Below are 16,892 nucleotides of genomic sequence, written 5' to 3'. Positions count from 1 at the left end.
GGTCGTGGCCGACCGAGACCGGGACGCATTAGCGCGTCGACGCCGAAGCGTCTCGCGATGACTGATGCGCTCGTCGCGACTGACGTCCGGAAGGCCTACGGTGACGTCCAGGCCGTCGGTGGGGTGTCGCTGTCGGTGGCCGCGGGCGAGGTGTTCGCGCTCGTCGGCCCGAACGGGGCGGGGAAGACGACGCTCGTTCGGACGCTCACGGGAACGGCGACGCCGGACGCTGGCAGCGTCGAACTCCTCGGCGAGAACCCGAAGGCGGCCGACAGGGAGCGCCTCGGCGTGCTCCCGCAGTCGTTCGCGCCGCCCGAGCGGCTGACTGGGCGGGAGGTCGTCGCGTACTACGCGGGCCTCTACGACGACGCGCGGGACGTCGACGACGTTCTCGCGGCCGTGGGCGTGACCGAAGCGGCGGGCGCGAACTACGGCGACATGAGCGGTGGCGAGCAACGCCGGGTGTGTCTCGGGAGTACGCTCGTGAACGACCCGGACGTACTCTTCCTCGACGAGCCGACGACGGGTATCGACCCGGCGGGCCGACGGACGGTCTGGAGCCGCATCGAGGAGCAGGTCGCGGGCGGGACGACTGTCGTGTTGACGACCCACGACATGCGGGAGGCCCAGCGGCTCGCGGACCGCGTCGGCCTGCTCGCGGACGGCGAACTCGTTGCGGTGGGTGCGCCCGAGGACCTCGTCGCGGAGCACGCTGGCGCGCCGAGCGTCGTCGTCGACGTGGACGCCGTCGAGGATTCGCGCGACGCCGGCGAGGGCGACTCCCGGAGGGAGCCGCCCGTGGAGGCCGCGGAGCGTGCGCTCGCGGACGCCGGGATGGACGTGTCGACGCACGGGACCGAGGTCCGCGTTCGCGGCGTCGCCGCGCGCGACGTCGCGGCGGTCGCGGACGCGCTCGACGACGCCGACGTCCCGTACTCGGGGTTGTCGTGGCGCGAACCGACGCTCGAGGACGTCTATCTCGCGCTCGCCGGCGAGACGTACGAGGCGGGCGTCCAGGACGCGTCTGGACTGGCTGGCGGCCGGGGACGCGACGGCGCGGTCGCCGGCGTTCGCACGGACGGTGGACCTGCGGAGGGCGTGCAGGGAGGTGAGTCGTCGTGAGTCGCGTCGGCCGCGTCCGGTCGGCGTCGATGGCGGCGTCGCGGTCGTTCCTCCGACGGCGCGTCGCGGTGTTCTTCACGTTCTTCTTCCCCGCGATACTCGTCGGTATCTTCGGCGTGCTCGTCCAGACCGACGGCGCGGGCGCGGGACTGTTCACGGAACCGGCGTCGTACTACGTCCCGGGGTACGTCGCGGTCGTCGTCCTGTTCACGCCGCTCTCCAGGGTCGGGAGCGAGGTCGCGCGCCACCGCGAGCACAACCGATTCGAGAAGCTCGCGACCACGCCCCTGACCCGGGGCGAGTGGCTGCTCGCGCAGACGCTCGTGAACGTCGGCATCATCGGCGTCGCCACCGTCCTCGTGCTCGCGCTCACCACCGCGCTCACGGGTGCGAGCATCGTCCTCTCCCCGCTCCTGCTCGTCTACGTTCCCGTGGGCGTGGCGTGCTTCTGCGGGGTCGGCGCGCTCCTGGGCGCGTTCGCGGACAGCCAGGACGGCGCCGTCACCGCGAGCAACGCCATCGGCCTCCCGCTTCTCTTCCTCTCGCAGACGTTCGTCCAACCGACGCTGCTGCCCGAGTGGTTCCACCCGCTCGTCGCACTCAGCCCGCTCACGTACTTCGCGCAGGGCCTCCGGCAGGTCATCGCGCCCGCGTCGACCGACGCGGGCACGGTCGTCCTCGACCTCGGCCCGCTCGCCGCACTCGGCGTGCTCGCGGTCGCCGCCGTCGCCTTCCTCGTCGCCGGCGCGTACGCCATCCCCCAGACCGACTGAGACCGCGTGCTACGGCAGCCGGCTCAGAGCCCGAGCAGGCTACCGATTCCCGCGACGTCGAAGACGACGACGAGGTAGTAGGCGGCGACGGCGACCATCACGACGCCCGTGATGCGGTTGACGAGGCCGGCGTTCCGGGCGAGTGCGCGCGTGACGGCGCGACCGCGGGCTTCTGAGACGGCGGCGAACGCGAGCAGTGGCGCACCCATCCCGAGGCCGAACACGAGGAAGCCCGCGAATCCCGCGATGGGGGAGTCGAAGAGGATGGGCGTCCGGGCGAAGAACAGCGCGATGAACCCGGGGTTACAGGGGAGGACGATACCGCCGAAGAACAGCCCGTAGACGAACGCGGACCCGTAGGCGTTCCCGGTCTCCGGGGGGTCGAGGCCGGGGAGGCGGTCGACGGCGTCGTGGTCGAGCGCGAGCGCGACGCCGAGGACGAGCAGCACCGCGAACGCGGCGGGGGAGACGATCTCGACGACGGTCGTCAACGACTCCTGGAGGAAGTACGCGAACACGAGGCCGACCGCGCCCATGAACGCGACGACGCCCGCGACGACCGCGAGGCCGAGGCCGAGCGACGACCGCGACGCGCCGCCGTCGCTCGCGGTTGGGTTCGCGGCGACGCTGCTCGCATCGCCGCTCGTTCCAGAGCCACCGCGGTCGCTGCGCGCGAGATACGAGAGGAAACCCGGGTAGAGCGGGAGCGCGCACGCCGCCGTCAGCGGCGTGAGGACGCCGACGACGAACGCTTCGACGAACGGCGCGACGCCCGCCGGAAGCTCGAACCCGAGCTGGAGGGCGACGGCGAGCACGGCTAGCAGTCCTCGAGCGCGGACTCGAGGAACTCGACGGACTTCTGGCCGTCCTTCAAGCGTTCGACGTCGTCGGGCCCGCACATGCGGAGCATCGGGACCGACGGCGCGTTCGCCATCGACGACCCGAACTCGCTCGTCACCGACTTCGTCCATTCGCCGGGGGCGACCGCGTACCGCCAGTCGAACCCGTGCTTCTCGGCGTGGTCGCGGACCTTCTTCGCGTCCTCGTTCGGGTCGATGTCGACCGCGACGGTCGTCACGTCCGGGTTCGCGTCGTGGAAGTCGATCATCGTCTTCTGCTGGCGGAGACAGTTCGAGCACCAGACCGCGAACGTTTCCACGAGCACCGGCCCGTCGGCTGCGAGGTCGGCGATGGTGAACGACTCGTCGCCGCGGACCGTCGTCAGCGTGATGTCCCGCCAGTCCGTGCTCGAGCCACCGTCGCCGCTGCTACCGTCGCCGCTGCCGCCATCGCCGGCGCCGTCGCCATCGGTCGGGTCGCCGTTCCCGCTACCCGTGCTCAGACACCCCGCGAGGCCGGCGAGTGCGCCGGCGCCGACCGAGGAGAGGACCGCTCGCCGCGTGGGACCGTTCATGTCAGTACAGGAGGGCGCCGCGGGTTAATTCGTTCCCCCGGTCGTGCGCGAGCGACGCCAGAGCGTCCGGCGCCAGCGGCAGAACTCGGTGACGATGCCGGCGTCAGGAGAAGTCGGTGAGCGTCGTCTCGGAGGCTTCGCGGGTCTCGACGTCGAACTCGGCGAGTCGCACGAACTCCATGTCGTTGTCGCGGAGCGCGCGCTTCACGCGGTCGCTCGTCGACGGCGCGACGAGCATCCCCCGGACCTCCGGGTTGGACTCGCGGTAGAGCTCCATGTAGCGCTTCAGCTGGTCGAAGTGGTTCAGCGTCGCCTGCCGGCGCTTCACCTCGACGACGACCGGCGTCCCGTCCGCATCCTGTGCGAAGAAGTCGAGGTAGCCGTACTGGGTCTCGCGCTCGTGCTCGACGATGCGGATACCGGCCTCGAGCGCAGTCTCGGGGTTCGACTCGATGTACTCGTGCATCTCCGCCTCGGTGCCGCGCTCCTGGTACTCGACGGCGTCCTCGGCGTCGAACCGCGACACCGAGTAGACGTCCTGGAGGTACACGCGCAGGAACTCGTTCGGGTTCGACCGGCGCGCGTACAGCAACGGCGCGTCCTCGTCGCTCTCGCCCGGTTCGAGCTTGATGGTGGCGCCACCGGGCATCCAGTTCACGGGCTTGTGGCCCGAGGGCCGATGCACGAGGAGCGTCCCGTCGGGCTTGCAGACGACGAGACGGTCGCCCGGCCCGAGGTAGCCGCCCGAGCGTCCGTCGTACTCGACCTCGCACTCGGCCTCGATGGAGACGACCGCGCCCTCGCGGAGCCCGTCGCCGACGACGCGAGCGACGGTGGCCGCGTCCGGGGACGCGAAGCGTTCGACAGTCACGACGACTCGATACCCGAGGCACCAGTAAAAACCTATCCGTTGCCGGAACGGGTCGTCGTTGCGAGCCGTCACCGCGAGCCGTCATCGCGAGCAGTCACCGCGAGTCGTCACCGCCTCAGACGGGGAGCGGAACCGCGACGACCGCCTTCACGAACTCGAAGCCGTAGATGTGGTTCAGCATGAGGTACGTGACGACGCCGAGCGAGAGCGAGAGGATCCACGCGCCCGCGGCGATGCGGCCCACCTTCCGGTGCGGGGTCTCCTGGCGGAGTTCCCGTGGCGTGTGCGTGACGCCCAGCAGGATGGCGTACAGCACGACGGGGACGGAGACGATGGAGAGCAGGATGTGGATTGCGAGCATCGCGAGGTACGAGTAGTAGAGCGCACCGGGTTCGAGCGCGATCTCCTTCGTGCCGCCACCGCCGGTCTTCAGGAGGTAGAGCACGAGGAACACGAGGATGAGTGCGAACGCCCCACCCATGAGTGCGCGGTGCCGATCGACGTTCCCACGCCGGATCTCGATCCAGCCGAGGACGAGACACGTCGTCGCGAGCGTGTTTATCACCGCGATAGCGTCGCTCAACGCGTTCACCGTGTCCAGCCCGATGTCGGGGTAGATGGGGAGCCCGAGGTAGAGCGTTCCGAGCACGAGCGCGTACCCGACGACCGTGAGCACGATAGTCAGCGACCGCACCGACCCCTTCAGGTCCCGGAGCGGCGGTGTCGTCGTTTCCGTCATCGAGCGGCGCTAGGGAGAGCGCGAGTAATTGCTTTTGCATTCCGGGCCACTCGACGCCGACGACGCGCGGCCAGCGCTGGTCGCGTCGCTGTCGGCGGCGTCGTCCCTGGCGGTCGCTGTCGGCGCTGGAACCGCTGGTGGGCCGGTCCCACCGAGAACCCCTACCCGTACAGGGTGTCGTGCTTCCGTTAAAGTAAAACCTGCCGGAAGGGAACAGTCGTTCATGAGTCAGAGCCAGGAGGAGCGGTCCATTCGCTGCCTCGTCGCGAAGGTCGGCCTCGACGGGCACGACCGCGGCGCGCACGTCATCGCGCGGGCGTTCCGCGACGCCGGATTCGAGGTCATCTACTCGGGGCTCCACAAGGCGCCCGACGAGATCGTACAGGCGGCGGTCCAGGAGGACGTCGACGTCATCGGGATCAGCATCCTCTCGGGCGCGCACAACACGCTCGTGCCGAAGGTCATCGACGGCCTCAAAGAGTACGACGCGTTCGAGGACACGCTCATCCTCGTCGGCGGCGTCGTCCCCGACGAGGACAAAGCGCACCTCAAGGAACTCGGGGTCGCCGAGGTGTTCGGTCCGGGGACGTCGATGGAGCAGACCATCGAGTTCGTCCGCGAGAACGCGCCCGAGCGATGACGCTGTCGACGCAGGAACTGCTCGACGGCATCCTCGAGGGGAAGCATCGTGCGCTCGCGAGAGCGATCACGAGAATCGAGAACCGCCAGGAGGGCTACCGCGACCTCGTGTCCGGGCTCTACGAGCACACGGGCGATGCGGACGTCATCGGTATCACGGGGAGTCCGGGCGCGGGGAAGTCGACGCTCGTCGACAAGGTCGCGAAGGCGTACCGCGACCGCGGCCTCACCGTCGGTATCGTCGCCATCGACCCGTCGTCGCCGTACACGGGTGGCGCAGTGCTCGGTGACCGCATCCGGATGGCGTCGAACGTCGGCGACATGGACGTGTTCTTCCGGTCGATGTCGGCTAGGGGAAGCCTCGGCGGGTTGTCGACGGCGACCGCGGATGCCGTGAAGGCATTGGACGCGTTCGGGAAGGACAAGGTCATCATCGAGACCGTCGGTGCCGGCCAGAACGAGATCGACATCGTGCAGGCCGCGGACACCGTCGTGGTCCTCGTTCCGCCGGGTTCGGGCGACAACGTCCAGATGCTCAAAGCTGGTATCCTCGAGATAGCGGACGTGTTCGCCGTGAACAAGGCCGACATGGACGGCGCGGACCGCACCGTCCAGGAGCTAGAGGAGATGGTGCACATGGACGACGGGCACGTGAGCGTCGCCGCCGGCCATCACGGGATGGGCGTCGACACGGAAGTCGATATGCCCGAGAAGGGCGACGGGAGCGAGGATGCGCCGGAGCCGTGGGAGACGCCGGTGCTGGAGACGGTGGCGACGACCGGCGAGGGCGTCGACGAGTTCCTCGACACCCTCCAGGCGCACGCGGACTGGCTGGAGGACACCGGGCAGATAGATGCGAAGCGACGGCAGCGGACCGCCGAGGAGATCCGGACGTTGCTCCGCGAGGACGCGGGCGCGCTCGTCGAGGACGAGATCGCCGAGCACGGTGGCGTGGACGCGCTCGCGGAGCGCGTGCTCGACGGCGACACCGACCCGTACAGTATCGCGGACGAGGTCCTCGACCCGGTCGCGGCGTGTCTCGAACGCGAGGACTGACGGCTCGGGTTCCTGTCGGAAGCGGGACGTCTGCGTGCCATTGGAGTGCAGGTTTCGTGGCTCCGTCGGTGTCTTCTGGCGGCGAGTCGGCACGGCGTTCAAGAGGCTCCACGTCGTATGTCAGGATATGAAACTGAAGAAAGCGGCGTACGCCACGGTAGGCGCGGTCGGTGCAGTCGGTGCAGGTGTCCTCGTCGACCGCGCGCTCAGACGGAAGGCCGGTGACCTCCCACGACCGCTTCCCGGAACGGGCGAGACGTACCGGTGGCGCGGCATCGACACGTACTACACGGACCTCGGGAATCCCGAGCACCCGACGCTCGTCCTCGTGCACGGCGTGAACGCGGCCGCGTCGAGCAACGAGTTCGTCGCCATCGCCGAAGCGCTCGCCGAGGACTACCACGTCCTCGCCCCCGACCTCCCCGGGTTCGGGCGCTCGGAGCGTCCACCCATCGAGTACACGAACGAGCACTACGAGGCGTACCTCGCCGCGTTCCTCCGGGACGTCGCCGGCGAGGACGCGACCGTGCTCGCGTCGTCGCTCTCGAGCGCGTACGCGGTCGCCGCCGCCGGCGAGGACGACGTCGACGTCTCGCGGCTCGTGCTCGTGTCGCCGACGGCGTCGACGATGCCGGGCGGCGAGAAACCCCTCGTCAGGAAGGCGTTCCGTGCGCCGGTCCTCGGGACGCTCCTCTTCGACGCCGTCGCGAGCGAGCGGTCGCTCGAGTACTTCAGCGACGACCACTCGTACTACGACGCCGACGCGTACTCGACCGAACGCAAACGGTACGACTGGCAGACCACGCACCAATCCGGCGCGCGGTTCGCGCCCGCGTCGTTCGTCTCGGGGTACCTCGACAGCGACCTCGACCTCGGCCCGGCCATCGCCGCGCTCGACGTCCCGACGACGCTCGTCTGGGGGCGCGAAGCAGACATCACGCCGCTCGCAGAGGGCCGGACGCTCGCGGACGACGCGAACGCGAAGCTCGTCGTCGTCGACTACGCCGCACTCCTCCCGCACGACGAGCACCCGGACGCGTTCCTCGACGGGCTCGCCGACGACCTCGACCTGGACCGCGAGGTCGACGCCGACCGCGTCGCCGTCGAACGCGAGAACTGACTACAAGAACTGAACGCGAGAAGCGGCCTTCCCTTACTGCGACCGGAACACGACGAGGTCGTCGCCCGTCGTCTCGGTCTCGGCGACGTCGATGGCGACCTGCATCCCGACCTCCACGTCCTCTACGTCGACGTCCCGTAGCTGGCCGGTGACGCGGACGTCGCCGAACCGCGCGATACCGACCGCGTACGGCGTGTCGTCCGCGAAGTTCGGCGTCGCGACGTGCGTTATCGTGAACGTCTTCAGTTCGCCGCTGTCGGGCAGCGGCGTCTCCTCGATGTCGAGCGACCCGCAGTGCGGGCAGACGCGCCGCGGCGGCAGCGACCCGTGGTCGTTCTCGCACGACAGATAGTAGCCCTCGCCCGCGCGGACGGCGTCGATCCACTCGTCGTAGCCGGCGTCCGCCACGTCCTCGTCGCCGCTCATGACTCCATCACCTCGAGCACGTGAACCACGGCAGACGCGACGGTGCCACCGGCGTTGTGCGCGAGCCCGGTGTCCGCGTCCGCGACCGCGTCGCTGTTCGGGTGGTCGCCGCGGAGGAGCATCGCGAGCTCGCAGATCTGACTCGCGCCCGTCGCCCCGACCGGGTGCCCCTTCGCTTTCAGGCCACCCGAGAGGTTCACGGGCATCTCGCCGTCCTTCGTCGTCCGACCGTCCGCGGCCGCAGTGACGCCTTCGCCGACCTCGCAGAGCCCGAGCGACTCGAGCGCGAGCACCTCCGCGATCGTGAAGCAGTCGTGGACCTCCGCGACGTCGACGTCCGCGGGCGTCACGCCGGCGTCCGCGTACGCCTCCTCGGCGGCCTCGTCCGCCGCCGGCGACCGCGCGAGGTACTCGCGGTCGTGGAGCGCCATCAGGTCGCCACCCTGGCCGGTGCCCGTGATGGCGACCGACGCGTCCAGGTCGTGCTCGGCCGCGAACTCGTCGCTCACCAGGACGACCGCAGCCGCCCCGTCACTGATCGGGCAGGAGTCGTACAGCCCGAGCGGCTCGGAGACCATCGGCGCGTCGATGACGGTCTCCACGTCGATCGCGCGCTGGTACTGCGCTTTCTCGTTGTTCAGCGCGTGCTCGTGGTTCTTCACCGCGATGGCGGCGAGGTCCTCGCGCGTCCCGCCGTACTCCGCGAAGTACGCCTGCGCCATCAACGCGTACGCCCCCGGGAACGTCATCCCCGCGCGGACCTCCCAGAGGTCGTCCGCGGCGATCGCGAGCGCCTCCGTCGCACCCGCCGTCCCCAGGTTCGTCATCCGCTCGGTGCCACCGACCACGAGGACGTCCGATTCGCCGTTCCGGACGCGCTTGACGCCCTCGCGGACCGCGACCCCGGAGGACGCACACGCCGCCTCGAAGCGCGTCGCCGGCGCGTCGATACCCACGGCCTCCGCCATCAGCGGCCCCTGATGGCCTTGGTGTTCTGCGAGCTCTCCCATGAAGTTCCCGTAGAGGAGCGCCTCCACGTCGTCCCGGTCGACGCCAGCGTCCGCGAGCGCGTCACAGCCAGCCTCCGCGAAGAGGTCCCGGCCCGTGCGTTCCGGGGACGCGCCGAACGCCGTCAACCCGACGCCAGCCACTCGTACACCTGACATGGCCTGAACTTCGCCATCGACCACTTAATATGTCGTGGTTAACGGCGCGACGACCGCACGACCGCCACGTGCCGCGAGCGACCTCGGTGCCGTCGGAACCGGCGCCTGTGGCGTTCCGTGACGTGTTTATGCCTGAACCTCCAACGGCGACGTATGGCAAACGAAGGGGTCGACGACGGGGCCGCGAGCGGCGAGGGGAATCGCGCCGTCACCGACCACAAGCCCTCCGCGAGTCTCTGGCCGATGTTCGTCGCGTTCGGGCTCGCCATCGCCGAGGTCGGCGTCGTCGTCGGCGTGTTCGTGTTCACGGTCGTCGGATTCCTGATGTTCACGGGCGCAGTCGCGGGCATCCTCGCCGAGGCCGGGTACGTCGAACGTCCCTGGGTGACACTGGGCGTCCTCGGAACCGTCGTCCTCGCGCTCGGTATCGCCGTGTTCGCTGCGTTCGGCGGCGTCGTCGGCGGCCCCGAACTCGTCGCCGTCCCGAACGCCGTCGCGTACCGCGGGCTGTCGATGATCTCCGCCGGCGCACTCACCATCCTCACCGCGGGCGTCGGCTCGGTCCGCGGCGAACTCGCCTGAGGCCCCACGACGCTCGTCCCGCCAGGAGCGTCCCCATCCCGCTACCGCGAACCGACAACCTATTTGGGCGTCACTCGAAAGCCCCTGATAGCAATGGCACAGCGCGTCTTCACGAAGGACACGATGCTCGACCTCTTGGTGAACATCATCCCACTGGGCATCATGGCCTTCTTCATCGGGTTGTTCGTCCTCTGGGGTCCGTTCAGCTGGGACCCGCTGTACAGCACCCTCATGCTCGGTATCATCGGCGGGTCGTTCGTCCTCCTCGCCATCCTCACGTACGTCTCCGCGGTCGCCATCGAAGGCGACGCCATCAAGAGCGAGGAAGCCGGCCGTGCGGCGCACGCCGAAGCGGAATCCGAGGTCGTCGACACCGCCGAGACGAACGCGACGGACACGTCCGACGAGACGCCGGACGCGACCGGCGACGACGGCACCGACGAACGCAAGGAATCCCCCGAAGAAGCCGTCTGACGTTCTCATCTCACCGTCAAGGACCGGACGGAACTCGACCGACCCCTTCCAGCGGCCGTGCTCGGACGACCGCCGTTCGCTGACGGACTGAAACCGCCAGCGAGATACCGACGCGGCGACGAACCCGAGCCTTTCTTTAGGGTGCAATCCTGACCGTCTTCTATGGGTCTTAGCGGAGAGCTCGCACTAACACTCCTCACGGGCATTCTCGTCCTCGTCGTCTTCGCGCTCGCCACGCGCTTCGACGACTGGCGGACGTACACGCCGCTCGCCGGCGGAAGCGCGCTCGGAGGAGAGACCGGGTACGGACACGACGAGAAGCCCGGTGGTATCGTTCGCTGGTTGACGACTGTCGACCACAAGGACATCGGCATCCTGTACGGCGTCTACGCCATCATCGCGTTCGCGTGGGGTGGCCTCGCAGTCATGCTCATGCGGTTCGAGCTGGCGACGCCCGCGATGGACGTCCTCGGTGGCGTCGGCGGTCGCGCGTTCTACAACCAGCTCCTGACGAGTCACGGCATCACGATGCTGTTCCTGTTCGGGACGCCGATACTCGCCGCGTTCTCGAACTACTTCATCCCGCTCCTCATCGGCGCGGACGACATGGCGTTCCCGCGCATCAACGCCATCGCGTTCTGGCTGCTGCCGCCCGGCGCAGTCCTCATCTGGGCCGGGTTCTTCCTCGCGCCGTTCTTCGACGGTATCGCAGCGTCGATGACGTCGTGGACGATGTACCCGCCGCAGGCGGTCGCACAGACTGCCGCCGGACAGGACGCGATGTCCTACGAGTACGCGGGTCGCGTCATCGCGTCGTCGGAGATCGATACGACCGCGCTGAACGCCGGGACGGACCTGATGCTGCTCGGGCTCCACCTCACTGGCGTGTCGGCGACGATGGGTGCGATCAACTTCATCGCGACCATCTTCACGGAGCGCGGCCCGGACGTCGGCTGGGACAAGCTCGACATCTTCTCGTGGACGATCCTCACGCAGTCCGCGCTCATCCTGTTCTCGTTCCCGCTCCTCGGGAGTGCACTCGTCATGCTCCTGCTCGACCGGAACTTCGCGACCGGGTTCTTCGCGGTCGAGGGCGGTGGAACGATCCTCTACCAGCACCTGTTCTGGTTCTTCGGGCACCCCGAGGTGTACATCCTCGTGCTGCCGCCGATGGGTATCATCAGCTACGTCCTGCCGCGGTTCTCGGGCCGGAAGCTGTTCGGGTTCAAGTTCGTCGTGTACTCCACGCTCGCCATCGGCGTCCTCAGCTTCGGTGTGTGGGCGCACCACATGTTCGCGAGCGGTATCGACCCGCGGCTGCGCGCCGGCTTCATGGCGGTGAGTCTCGCGATTGCGATACCGAGCGCCGTGAAGACGTTCAACTGGATCACGACGATGTGGAACGGGAACATCCGGTTGACGACCCCGATGCTGTTCTGTATCGGATTCATCGGGAACTTCATCATCGGTGGCGTCACGGGCGTGTTCCTGGCGGCAGTCCCCGTGGACCTCGTGCTCCACGACACGTACTACGTCGTCGGGCACTTCCACTACGTCATCATGGGCGCTATCGCGTTCGCGGTGTTCGCGGGCGTCTACTACTGGTTCCCCATCGTCTCCGGGCGCATGTACCAGCGGACGCTCGGGAAGGCGCACTTCTGGACGACGATGGTCGGGACGAACCTGACGTTCTTCGCGATGATCCTGCTCGGGTACGGCGGGATGCCGCGTCGGTACGCGACGTACAACGGCGTCACGGTCGAAGGTATCGTCGGGTACTTCACGAGCCTGCACGTCATCGCGACCGTCGGCGCGTTCATCCTCCTCGTCGGCCAGCTCATCTGGGTGTGGAACATGGTCCAGTCCTGGCTCGAGGGGCCGGTCGTCGGTCCGGACCCGTGGAACCTCAAGGAGGACGGCCTCCCGAGCCGCGAGTTCGACTGGCACGCTGACCGCCTCGAGACGACGCTCGCCGACGGTGGCGAGCCCGCCGAGGACGAACCGATGACCGACGGTGGCGAACCGGTCGACGCGGACGACGACGACGCTACCGGCGACGAGTAACGCGGCGTTACGGTCGGTCTTCTTTCTCGCGTTCCAGTGCTGCTCGTTTCCGACTGGAACGCTTGGTCGTGTGTCGAGCGTCGAGCTGTGACTGTCGGTTCGGGGGCAACGAGAGCTAGCGGCGTGGGTCGTGACGCGTTTCGGTTCGCGCGGGTCGGTACGACCGGTGGATTCGAGGGGGTCGCGGTCAGACGGTCGCGAGCACGAATCCGGTGGTGAACATCATGATGGCGACGAGTGCGAGGACGACGAGCAGGAGCTCTTTCTCGCTCATGAACGGGGGTTGGAGCCGGAATGCCAAAGGCTAATCGTTGCCGGTGCCAAGCGACCGGTGTGACTGAGAACGTTCGCCTGTCGGCGGTGCTCTCCGGGAAGCGCGTGGTGGCGACCGTCTACGTCGGGGTCGTCGCGCTCGCGGGCGTCCTCGGGTACGTTCTGGGTATCATCCTGCCCGCACAGAAGAACGTCGAGATGGCGGAGCTCGGGCCGATCACGTTCGAGATAACGCCGGTGTCGTTCGCGCTGTACGGGATGGTGATGCTCGCACTCAGCCTCGGCGTCCTGCTCGCGCTCGTGCAGGTCGCGAGTCGAGTGGACGACGCGGCCTGAATCGATAATCGAGGCGGCCGTGTACTCGGTATCGTGAGTGTTGCTGCGGGAGGCTCTTCTCGGTGTCAGTCGCCCGCGTCGACGGCGGCCTGGATGTCCTCGACGACGTCTGGGTTCCGGAGCGTCGAGGTGTCGCCGAGGTCGTCGCCGTTCGCGACGTCGACGAGGAGGCGACGCATTATCTTCCCGCTCCGGGTCTTGGGGAGTTCGGGCGTGAAGACGACGCTTTCGGGGCGGGCGATGGGGCCGATTGCGTCCTCGACGCCCTGGATTATCCGCTCGCGGAGCGCGTCGCCGGGGGTGGCGTCGTCCTCGGTGATGACGTACGCGTGCACGGCCTCGCCTTTGACGTCGTGGTCGGCGCCGACGACGGCGGCTTCGGCGACGCCTTCGACGCCGACGATGGCGCTCTCGATCTCCATGGTGCCGAGGCGGTGCCCGGAGACGTTGATGACGTCGTCGACCCTACCGAGGACGGTGATGTAGCCGTCGTCGTCTATCTTCGCACCGTCTTCGGGGAAGTACGTCCAGTCGTCGGGGTCGTCGCTGTCGACGTCGGAGTACTCGCGCCAGTACTCGTCGATGAAGCGCTCGTCGTTCTTGTAGAGCGTGCGGAGCATCCCCGGCCACGGCTTGTTCACGGTGAGGTAGCCGGCGTTCCCTTCGTCGACGGGGTCACCGGCGACGTCGACGACCTCGGCGCCGATACCGGGGAGTGGCGGGCCGGCGCTCCCGGGTTTCATGTCGCCGACGCCGGGGAGCGTGGTTATCATCATCCCGCCGGTCTCGGTCTGCCACCACGTGTCGACGACCGGGCAGTCCTCGTTCCCGATGTGCTTGTAGTACCACTTCCACGCTCGCGGGTTGATGGGTTCGCCGACGGTCCCCAGCAGGCGCAGCGAGGAGAGGTCGTGCCGGTTCGGGTACTCGGTGCCCCACTTCATGAACGACCGGATGGCGGTCGGTGCCGTGTAGAGCTGGTCGACGCGGTACTTCTCGACGAGCTCCCAGAGCCGGTCGCGTTCGGGGTAATCGGGCGTGCCCTCGTACATCACGGTGGTCGTGCCGAGTGCGAGCGGGCCGTACACGATGTAGGAGTGGCCCGTGATCCATCCGATGTCGGCGGCGCACCAGTACGTGTCCTCGGGTTTGACGTCGAGGACGTTCTGGGTCGTCCACGCGGCGTAGGAGAGGTAGCCGCCGGTGGTGTGTTTGACGCCCTTCGGTTCGCCCGTCGTCCCCGACGTGTACATGAGGAACAGCATGTCCTCGGCGTCGCGACTCACGGGTTCGACGTGCGTGCCTTCGTGGCGGTCGACGAGTTCGCCGTAGTCGTGCGCGTGGTCGCCGAGGAAGTGCGTGAGCTCGTCGCCGAGGCGGTCGACGACGACGGTCTCGACGTCGTGGTCGACGCCGCGGAGCCCCTCGTCGGCCTTCCCCTTGTGGTTGAGGGCGTCGCCGCGGCGGTAGTAGCCGTCGCACGTGACGAGGTACTCCGAGTCGGCGGCGTTCATCCGCGTCGCCAGTGCGTTCGCGGAGAACCCGGCGAAGACGACGCTGTGGGGCGCGCCGATGCGAGCGCACGCCAGCATCGCGATGGGGAGTTCGGGGATCATCGGCATGTACAGCGTGACGACGTCGTCCGCTTCGACGCCGAGGTCGCGGAGCCCGGCGGCGAACGCGTTCACCTCCCGGTAGAGGTCCTGGTACGTGTACGTTCGTTCCTCGCCGAGTTCGCCCTCCCACTGGATCGCCGCGCGATTCTTCGCGCCGTTCTCGACGTGGCGGTCGAGACAGTTGTAGCTCGCGTTTAGCGACCCGCCGGTGAACCACTCGAAGAACGGCGGGTTCGAGTCGTCGAGCACGGTGTCGTACGGTTCGTCCCAATCGACGAGCGCGGCCGCGTCCTCCCAGCAGTCGGGCCAGTCCTCGGCGAACTCGTCGTAGATGCCGTCGTCGGCGACGTTCGCCTGTTCGACGAACGATTCCGGCGGCTCGAACGTGTCCTGTGCGGCGAGTCGCGCTTCGAGTTCCACCGCGTCGTCGTCGGTATCGTCGGCCATGGTTCGTCTAGGCCGTCGACCGGACGTATGCTAAGCTTTCCCCCGGCGTCGGTGGTCGGTTCGCGGTGGATGGGCAGTTCGCGTCGGTCGGTAGCTCGCGCCATTGTGAGCGTGCGCCGGTCGCGGCGCGAGCGACAGGTACTCGTGGGTCGGGCGAGGACGTCGGCGAGAAACTCGTCGCGTTCATGGACGAGCACCGCGACGTCCCCGTCGAGTGGTCTCACGAACGCGCGGGCTTCGACCTCGGCGACACGACCGAGATGGACTACCTCTAGAGCCGTCGCGACGCACCTGTATGCCAGTTCCGCCGACCGCGTCGTGCTGGCCGGCTTCTGACCGGTTAGCGTTGCGGTGAAGGTGCTACTCTCTCGTCCTCAGGAAAGCAACAGAAGGGAGCGAGTAGGGCGGAGATACGACAGTCCATAATACTATAAATAAGTAAGCAGATTTAATAAGTTACAGAGAAAAATCAACGGGTGCGCGCATGGACTACGGCCCACGGTTCAGGCTCTTGCCAACCGGTGAACAGCGAGAGATGCTGGGCTGGCAACGTAACACCGTGCGCCAAGTCTACAATCACGCACTCCATCGACTCGACCAACTCCCCGACCAACCCGACAAAACCGTCCGCCAACGTGTCTGGCAAGTCCGCGACGAACTCCCAGACTGGAAAGACAAATGGGCGGCGTGGACCAAGGTGTACTCCACCGTCCTCCAAGCCGCCGTCGAGCGGATCTACCACAGTATCACTAGCCTCGCTCAACTCCGCGACAATGGACACGAGATTGGGGAGTTGAACTGGAAGAAACCACGGGACTTCAAGAGCTTCACGTACCGCCAGAGGGGCTTCGAACTCGACGAAAAGAGTGGTCCTGACGGCCGTGGACTTTTGAACCTCAAGAAAGTACGTGGTGAGACGCTCGAAATCCCGATCCGCCTCCACCGCAGCCTTCCCGACGACGCCGACATCAAGCACGTCTCCATCAAACAGGAGGCAACCGGCGCGTGGTACGCCTCCTTCAGTGTCGAACGAGACCAACCCGAGAAGCCGGACATCCAAGATATTGATCCCGAAGAGGGGGTGGGTCTTGACCTCGGTGTCCTGAACTTCATCTATGATTCGGATGGACGGTCAATCGACCGCCTTGATCTGTCCGATGATCGTGAACGCCTCGGGCGCGAGCAACGGTCGCTGTCACGTAAGGAGTACGAGTCGAACAACTGGGAAAAGCAACGCCGCCGTGTTGCGGAAGTCCATATGGATATGCGGAACAAGAAGCGCGACTTCAAGCACAAGCTCGCGCACTTCTACACCACCGAATATGACGCCGTGTTCGTCGAGGACCTGAACGTGAAAGGGACGTTGGAAGCCGACAGCAACGCCAGAAACAAGGCGGAGGTCGGCTGGCGCGACTTTATCCGAGTTCTCAAGCATCACGGTCGAAAGCACGCGTGTCACGTGGTGAAGGTCGAACCAGCGGGAACGACAAAAGACTGCGCATCGTGTGGTGTTGAGGTGGAGAAACCGCTGTGGGTTCGGATGCACTCGTGCCCGTCGTGCGGGTTCGAAGCCGATAGGGACCACAATGCAGCGTTCAACGTTTTTTTGTCGCGGTCTGGAGGAGCTAGGAGTGGTTCACTCCGAAGAGACGCCCGTGGAGAATACGACCGCTGCGGACACCCTGGAGGTGTCTGCAAGTTGCGTCGTCGAAGCGGGAAGCTTCTGCCTCAAGGAGTCGCCGCAGGTGGCGAGTAGGCAGGAGTAGTTCACCCA

At 67.4% G+C, this 16,892-nt stretch carries 17 protein-coding genes and 1 pseudogene; 11 read left to right on the top strand and 7 right to left on the bottom strand.

From position 1 onward, the window contains the following. Nucleotides 1-57 precede the first annotated feature (57 nt). A complete protein-coding gene (locus ACZ48X_RS19180; RefSeq protein WP_336352067.1) occupies nt 58-1,122 on the top strand; it encodes an ABC transporter ATP-binding protein in 1,065 nt (354 codons plus the stop codon). After that, nucleotides 1,119-1,895: an ABC transporter permease gene (locus ACZ48X_RS19175; RefSeq protein ID WP_336352066.1), complete on the top strand. Its 777-nt coding sequence runs from the start codon at nt 1,119-1,121 to the stop codon at nt 1,893-1,895. Before ACZ48X_RS19180 ends, ACZ48X_RS19175 begins: the two co-directional genes overlap by 4 nt. A 23-nt stretch (nt 1,896-1,918) precedes the next feature. Here ACZ48X_RS19175 and ACZ48X_RS19170 read toward each other — a convergent pair whose 3' ends face one another. The 4 genes from ACZ48X_RS19170 to ACZ48X_RS19155 form a co-directional block, all read right to left on the bottom strand. Further along, nucleotides 1,919-2,710, bottom strand: coding sequence for an urease accessory protein UreH domain-containing protein (locus ACZ48X_RS19170; RefSeq protein ID WP_336352065.1), 792 nt, complete (start codon nt 2,708-2,710; stop codon nt 1,919-1,921). Nucleotides 2,711-2,712: 2 nt separating this feature from the next. Continuing rightward, on the bottom strand, nt 2,713-3,309 hold the full coding sequence (locus ACZ48X_RS19165; RefSeq protein WP_336352064.1) for a TlpA family protein disulfide reductase: 597 nt from the start codon (nt 3,307-3,309) through the stop codon (nt 2,713-2,715). Between the two features lie 103 nt (nt 3,310-3,412). After that, on the bottom strand, nt 3,413-4,180 hold the full coding sequence (gene nucS, locus ACZ48X_RS19160) for an endonuclease NucS (RefSeq protein ID WP_336352063.1): 768 nt from the start codon (nt 4,178-4,180) through the stop codon (nt 3,413-3,415). A 115-nt stretch (nt 4,181-4,295) separates the two neighbouring features. Further along, nucleotides 4,296-4,919 carry a DUF420 domain-containing protein gene (locus ACZ48X_RS19155; RefSeq protein WP_336352062.1) on the bottom strand — a complete coding sequence of 208 codons (624 nt, stop codon included), beginning with the start codon at nt 4,917-4,919 and terminating at the stop codon, nt 4,296-4,298. A gap of 223 nt (nt 4,920-5,142) precedes the next feature. On the opposite strand from ACZ48X_RS19155, the gene ACZ48X_RS19150 reads away from it, so the two are divergent. The 3 genes from ACZ48X_RS19150 (at nt 5,143) to ACZ48X_RS19140 (ending at nt 7,734) form a co-directional block, all read left to right on the top strand. Next, nucleotides 5,143-5,559 carry a cobalamin B12-binding domain-containing protein gene (locus tag ACZ48X_RS19150; RefSeq protein WP_336352061.1) on the top strand — a complete coding sequence of 139 codons (417 nt, stop codon included), beginning with the start codon at nt 5,143-5,145 and terminating at the stop codon, nt 5,557-5,559. Further along, nucleotides 5,556-6,614: a methylmalonyl Co-A mutase-associated GTPase MeaB gene (gene meaB / locus ACZ48X_RS19145; RefSeq protein WP_336352060.1), complete on the top strand. Its 1,059-nt coding sequence runs from the start codon at nt 5,556-5,558 to the stop codon at nt 6,612-6,614. The genes ACZ48X_RS19150 and meaB overlap by 4 nt, the downstream gene beginning before the upstream one ends. A gap of 127 nt (nt 6,615-6,741) precedes the next feature. Next, nucleotides 6,742-7,734 (top strand): alpha/beta fold hydrolase, encoded by a 993-nt coding sequence (locus ACZ48X_RS19140; RefSeq protein ID WP_336352059.1) that lies wholly within the window; start codon nt 6,742-6,744, stop codon nt 7,732-7,734. 33 nt (nt 7,735-7,767) lie between these two features. On the opposite strand, the gene ACZ48X_RS19135 is transcribed toward ACZ48X_RS19140, so the two are convergent. Then, complete coding sequence (locus tag ACZ48X_RS19135; protein ID WP_336352058.1) at nt 7,768-8,160, bottom strand: Zn-ribbon domain-containing OB-fold protein; 393 nt, start codon at nt 8,158-8,160, stop codon at nt 7,768-7,770. Continuing rightward, the gene (locus ACZ48X_RS19130; protein WP_336352057.1) at nt 8,157-9,326 is read right to left on the bottom strand and encodes a thiolase domain-containing protein; all 1,170 of its coding nucleotides are present in this window, start codon (nt 9,324-9,326) and stop codon (nt 8,157-8,159) included. The genes ACZ48X_RS19135 and ACZ48X_RS19130 overlap by 4 nt, the downstream gene beginning before the upstream one ends. 153 nt (nt 9,327-9,479) lie before the next feature. On the opposite strand from ACZ48X_RS19130, the gene ACZ48X_RS19125 reads away from it, so the two are divergent. From ACZ48X_RS19125 to ACZ48X_RS19110, 4 genes are all read left to right on the top strand, one after another. Then, nucleotides 9,480-9,908: a DUF7541 family protein gene (locus tag ACZ48X_RS19125; protein ID WP_336352056.1), complete on the top strand. Its 429-nt coding sequence runs from the start codon at nt 9,480-9,482 to the stop codon at nt 9,906-9,908. Nucleotides 9,909-10,001: 93 nt separating this feature from the next. Next, entirely contained in the window at nt 10,002-10,382 is a 381-nt protein-coding gene (locus ACZ48X_RS19120) for a DUF6684 family protein (RefSeq protein ID WP_336352055.1), read from the top strand. 162 nt (nt 10,383-10,544) lie between these two features. Beyond that, a complete protein-coding gene (locus ACZ48X_RS19115) occupies nt 10,545-12,446 on the top strand; it encodes a cbb3-type cytochrome c oxidase subunit I (RefSeq protein WP_336352054.1) in 1,902 nt (633 codons plus the stop codon). A 333-nt stretch (nt 12,447-12,779) separates the two neighbouring features. Then, complete coding sequence (locus tag ACZ48X_RS19110) at nt 12,780-13,055, top strand: DUF7520 family protein (RefSeq protein ID WP_336352053.1); 276 nt, start codon at nt 12,780-12,782, stop codon at nt 13,053-13,055. A gap of 65 nt (nt 13,056-13,120) precedes the next feature. Here the strand turns inward: ACZ48X_RS19110 and acs are convergent, their stop codons facing one another. Next, entirely contained in the window at nt 13,121-15,118 is a 1,998-nt protein-coding gene (acs, locus tag ACZ48X_RS19105; RefSeq protein ID WP_336352052.1) for an acetate--CoA ligase, read from the bottom strand. A gap of 65 nt (nt 15,119-15,183) precedes the next feature. On the opposite strand from acs, the gene ACZ48X_RS19100 reads away from it, so the two are divergent. Continuing rightward, entirely contained in the window at nt 15,184-15,393 is a 210-nt protein-coding gene (locus tag ACZ48X_RS19100) for a hypothetical protein (RefSeq protein WP_336352051.1), read from the top strand. Nucleotides 15,394-15,602: 209 nt separating this feature from the next. Next, a pseudogene (locus ACZ48X_RS19095) lies at nt 15,603-16,884 on the top strand (RNA-guided endonuclease InsQ/TnpB family protein). The last annotated feature ends 8 nt before the right edge of the window (nt 16,885-16,892 follow it).

It is taken from the genome of Halorubellus litoreus (assembly GCF_055378595.1).
Note: the sequence above shows the minus strand (reverse complement) of the source record. Positions and strands in the feature narration are given on the sequence as shown.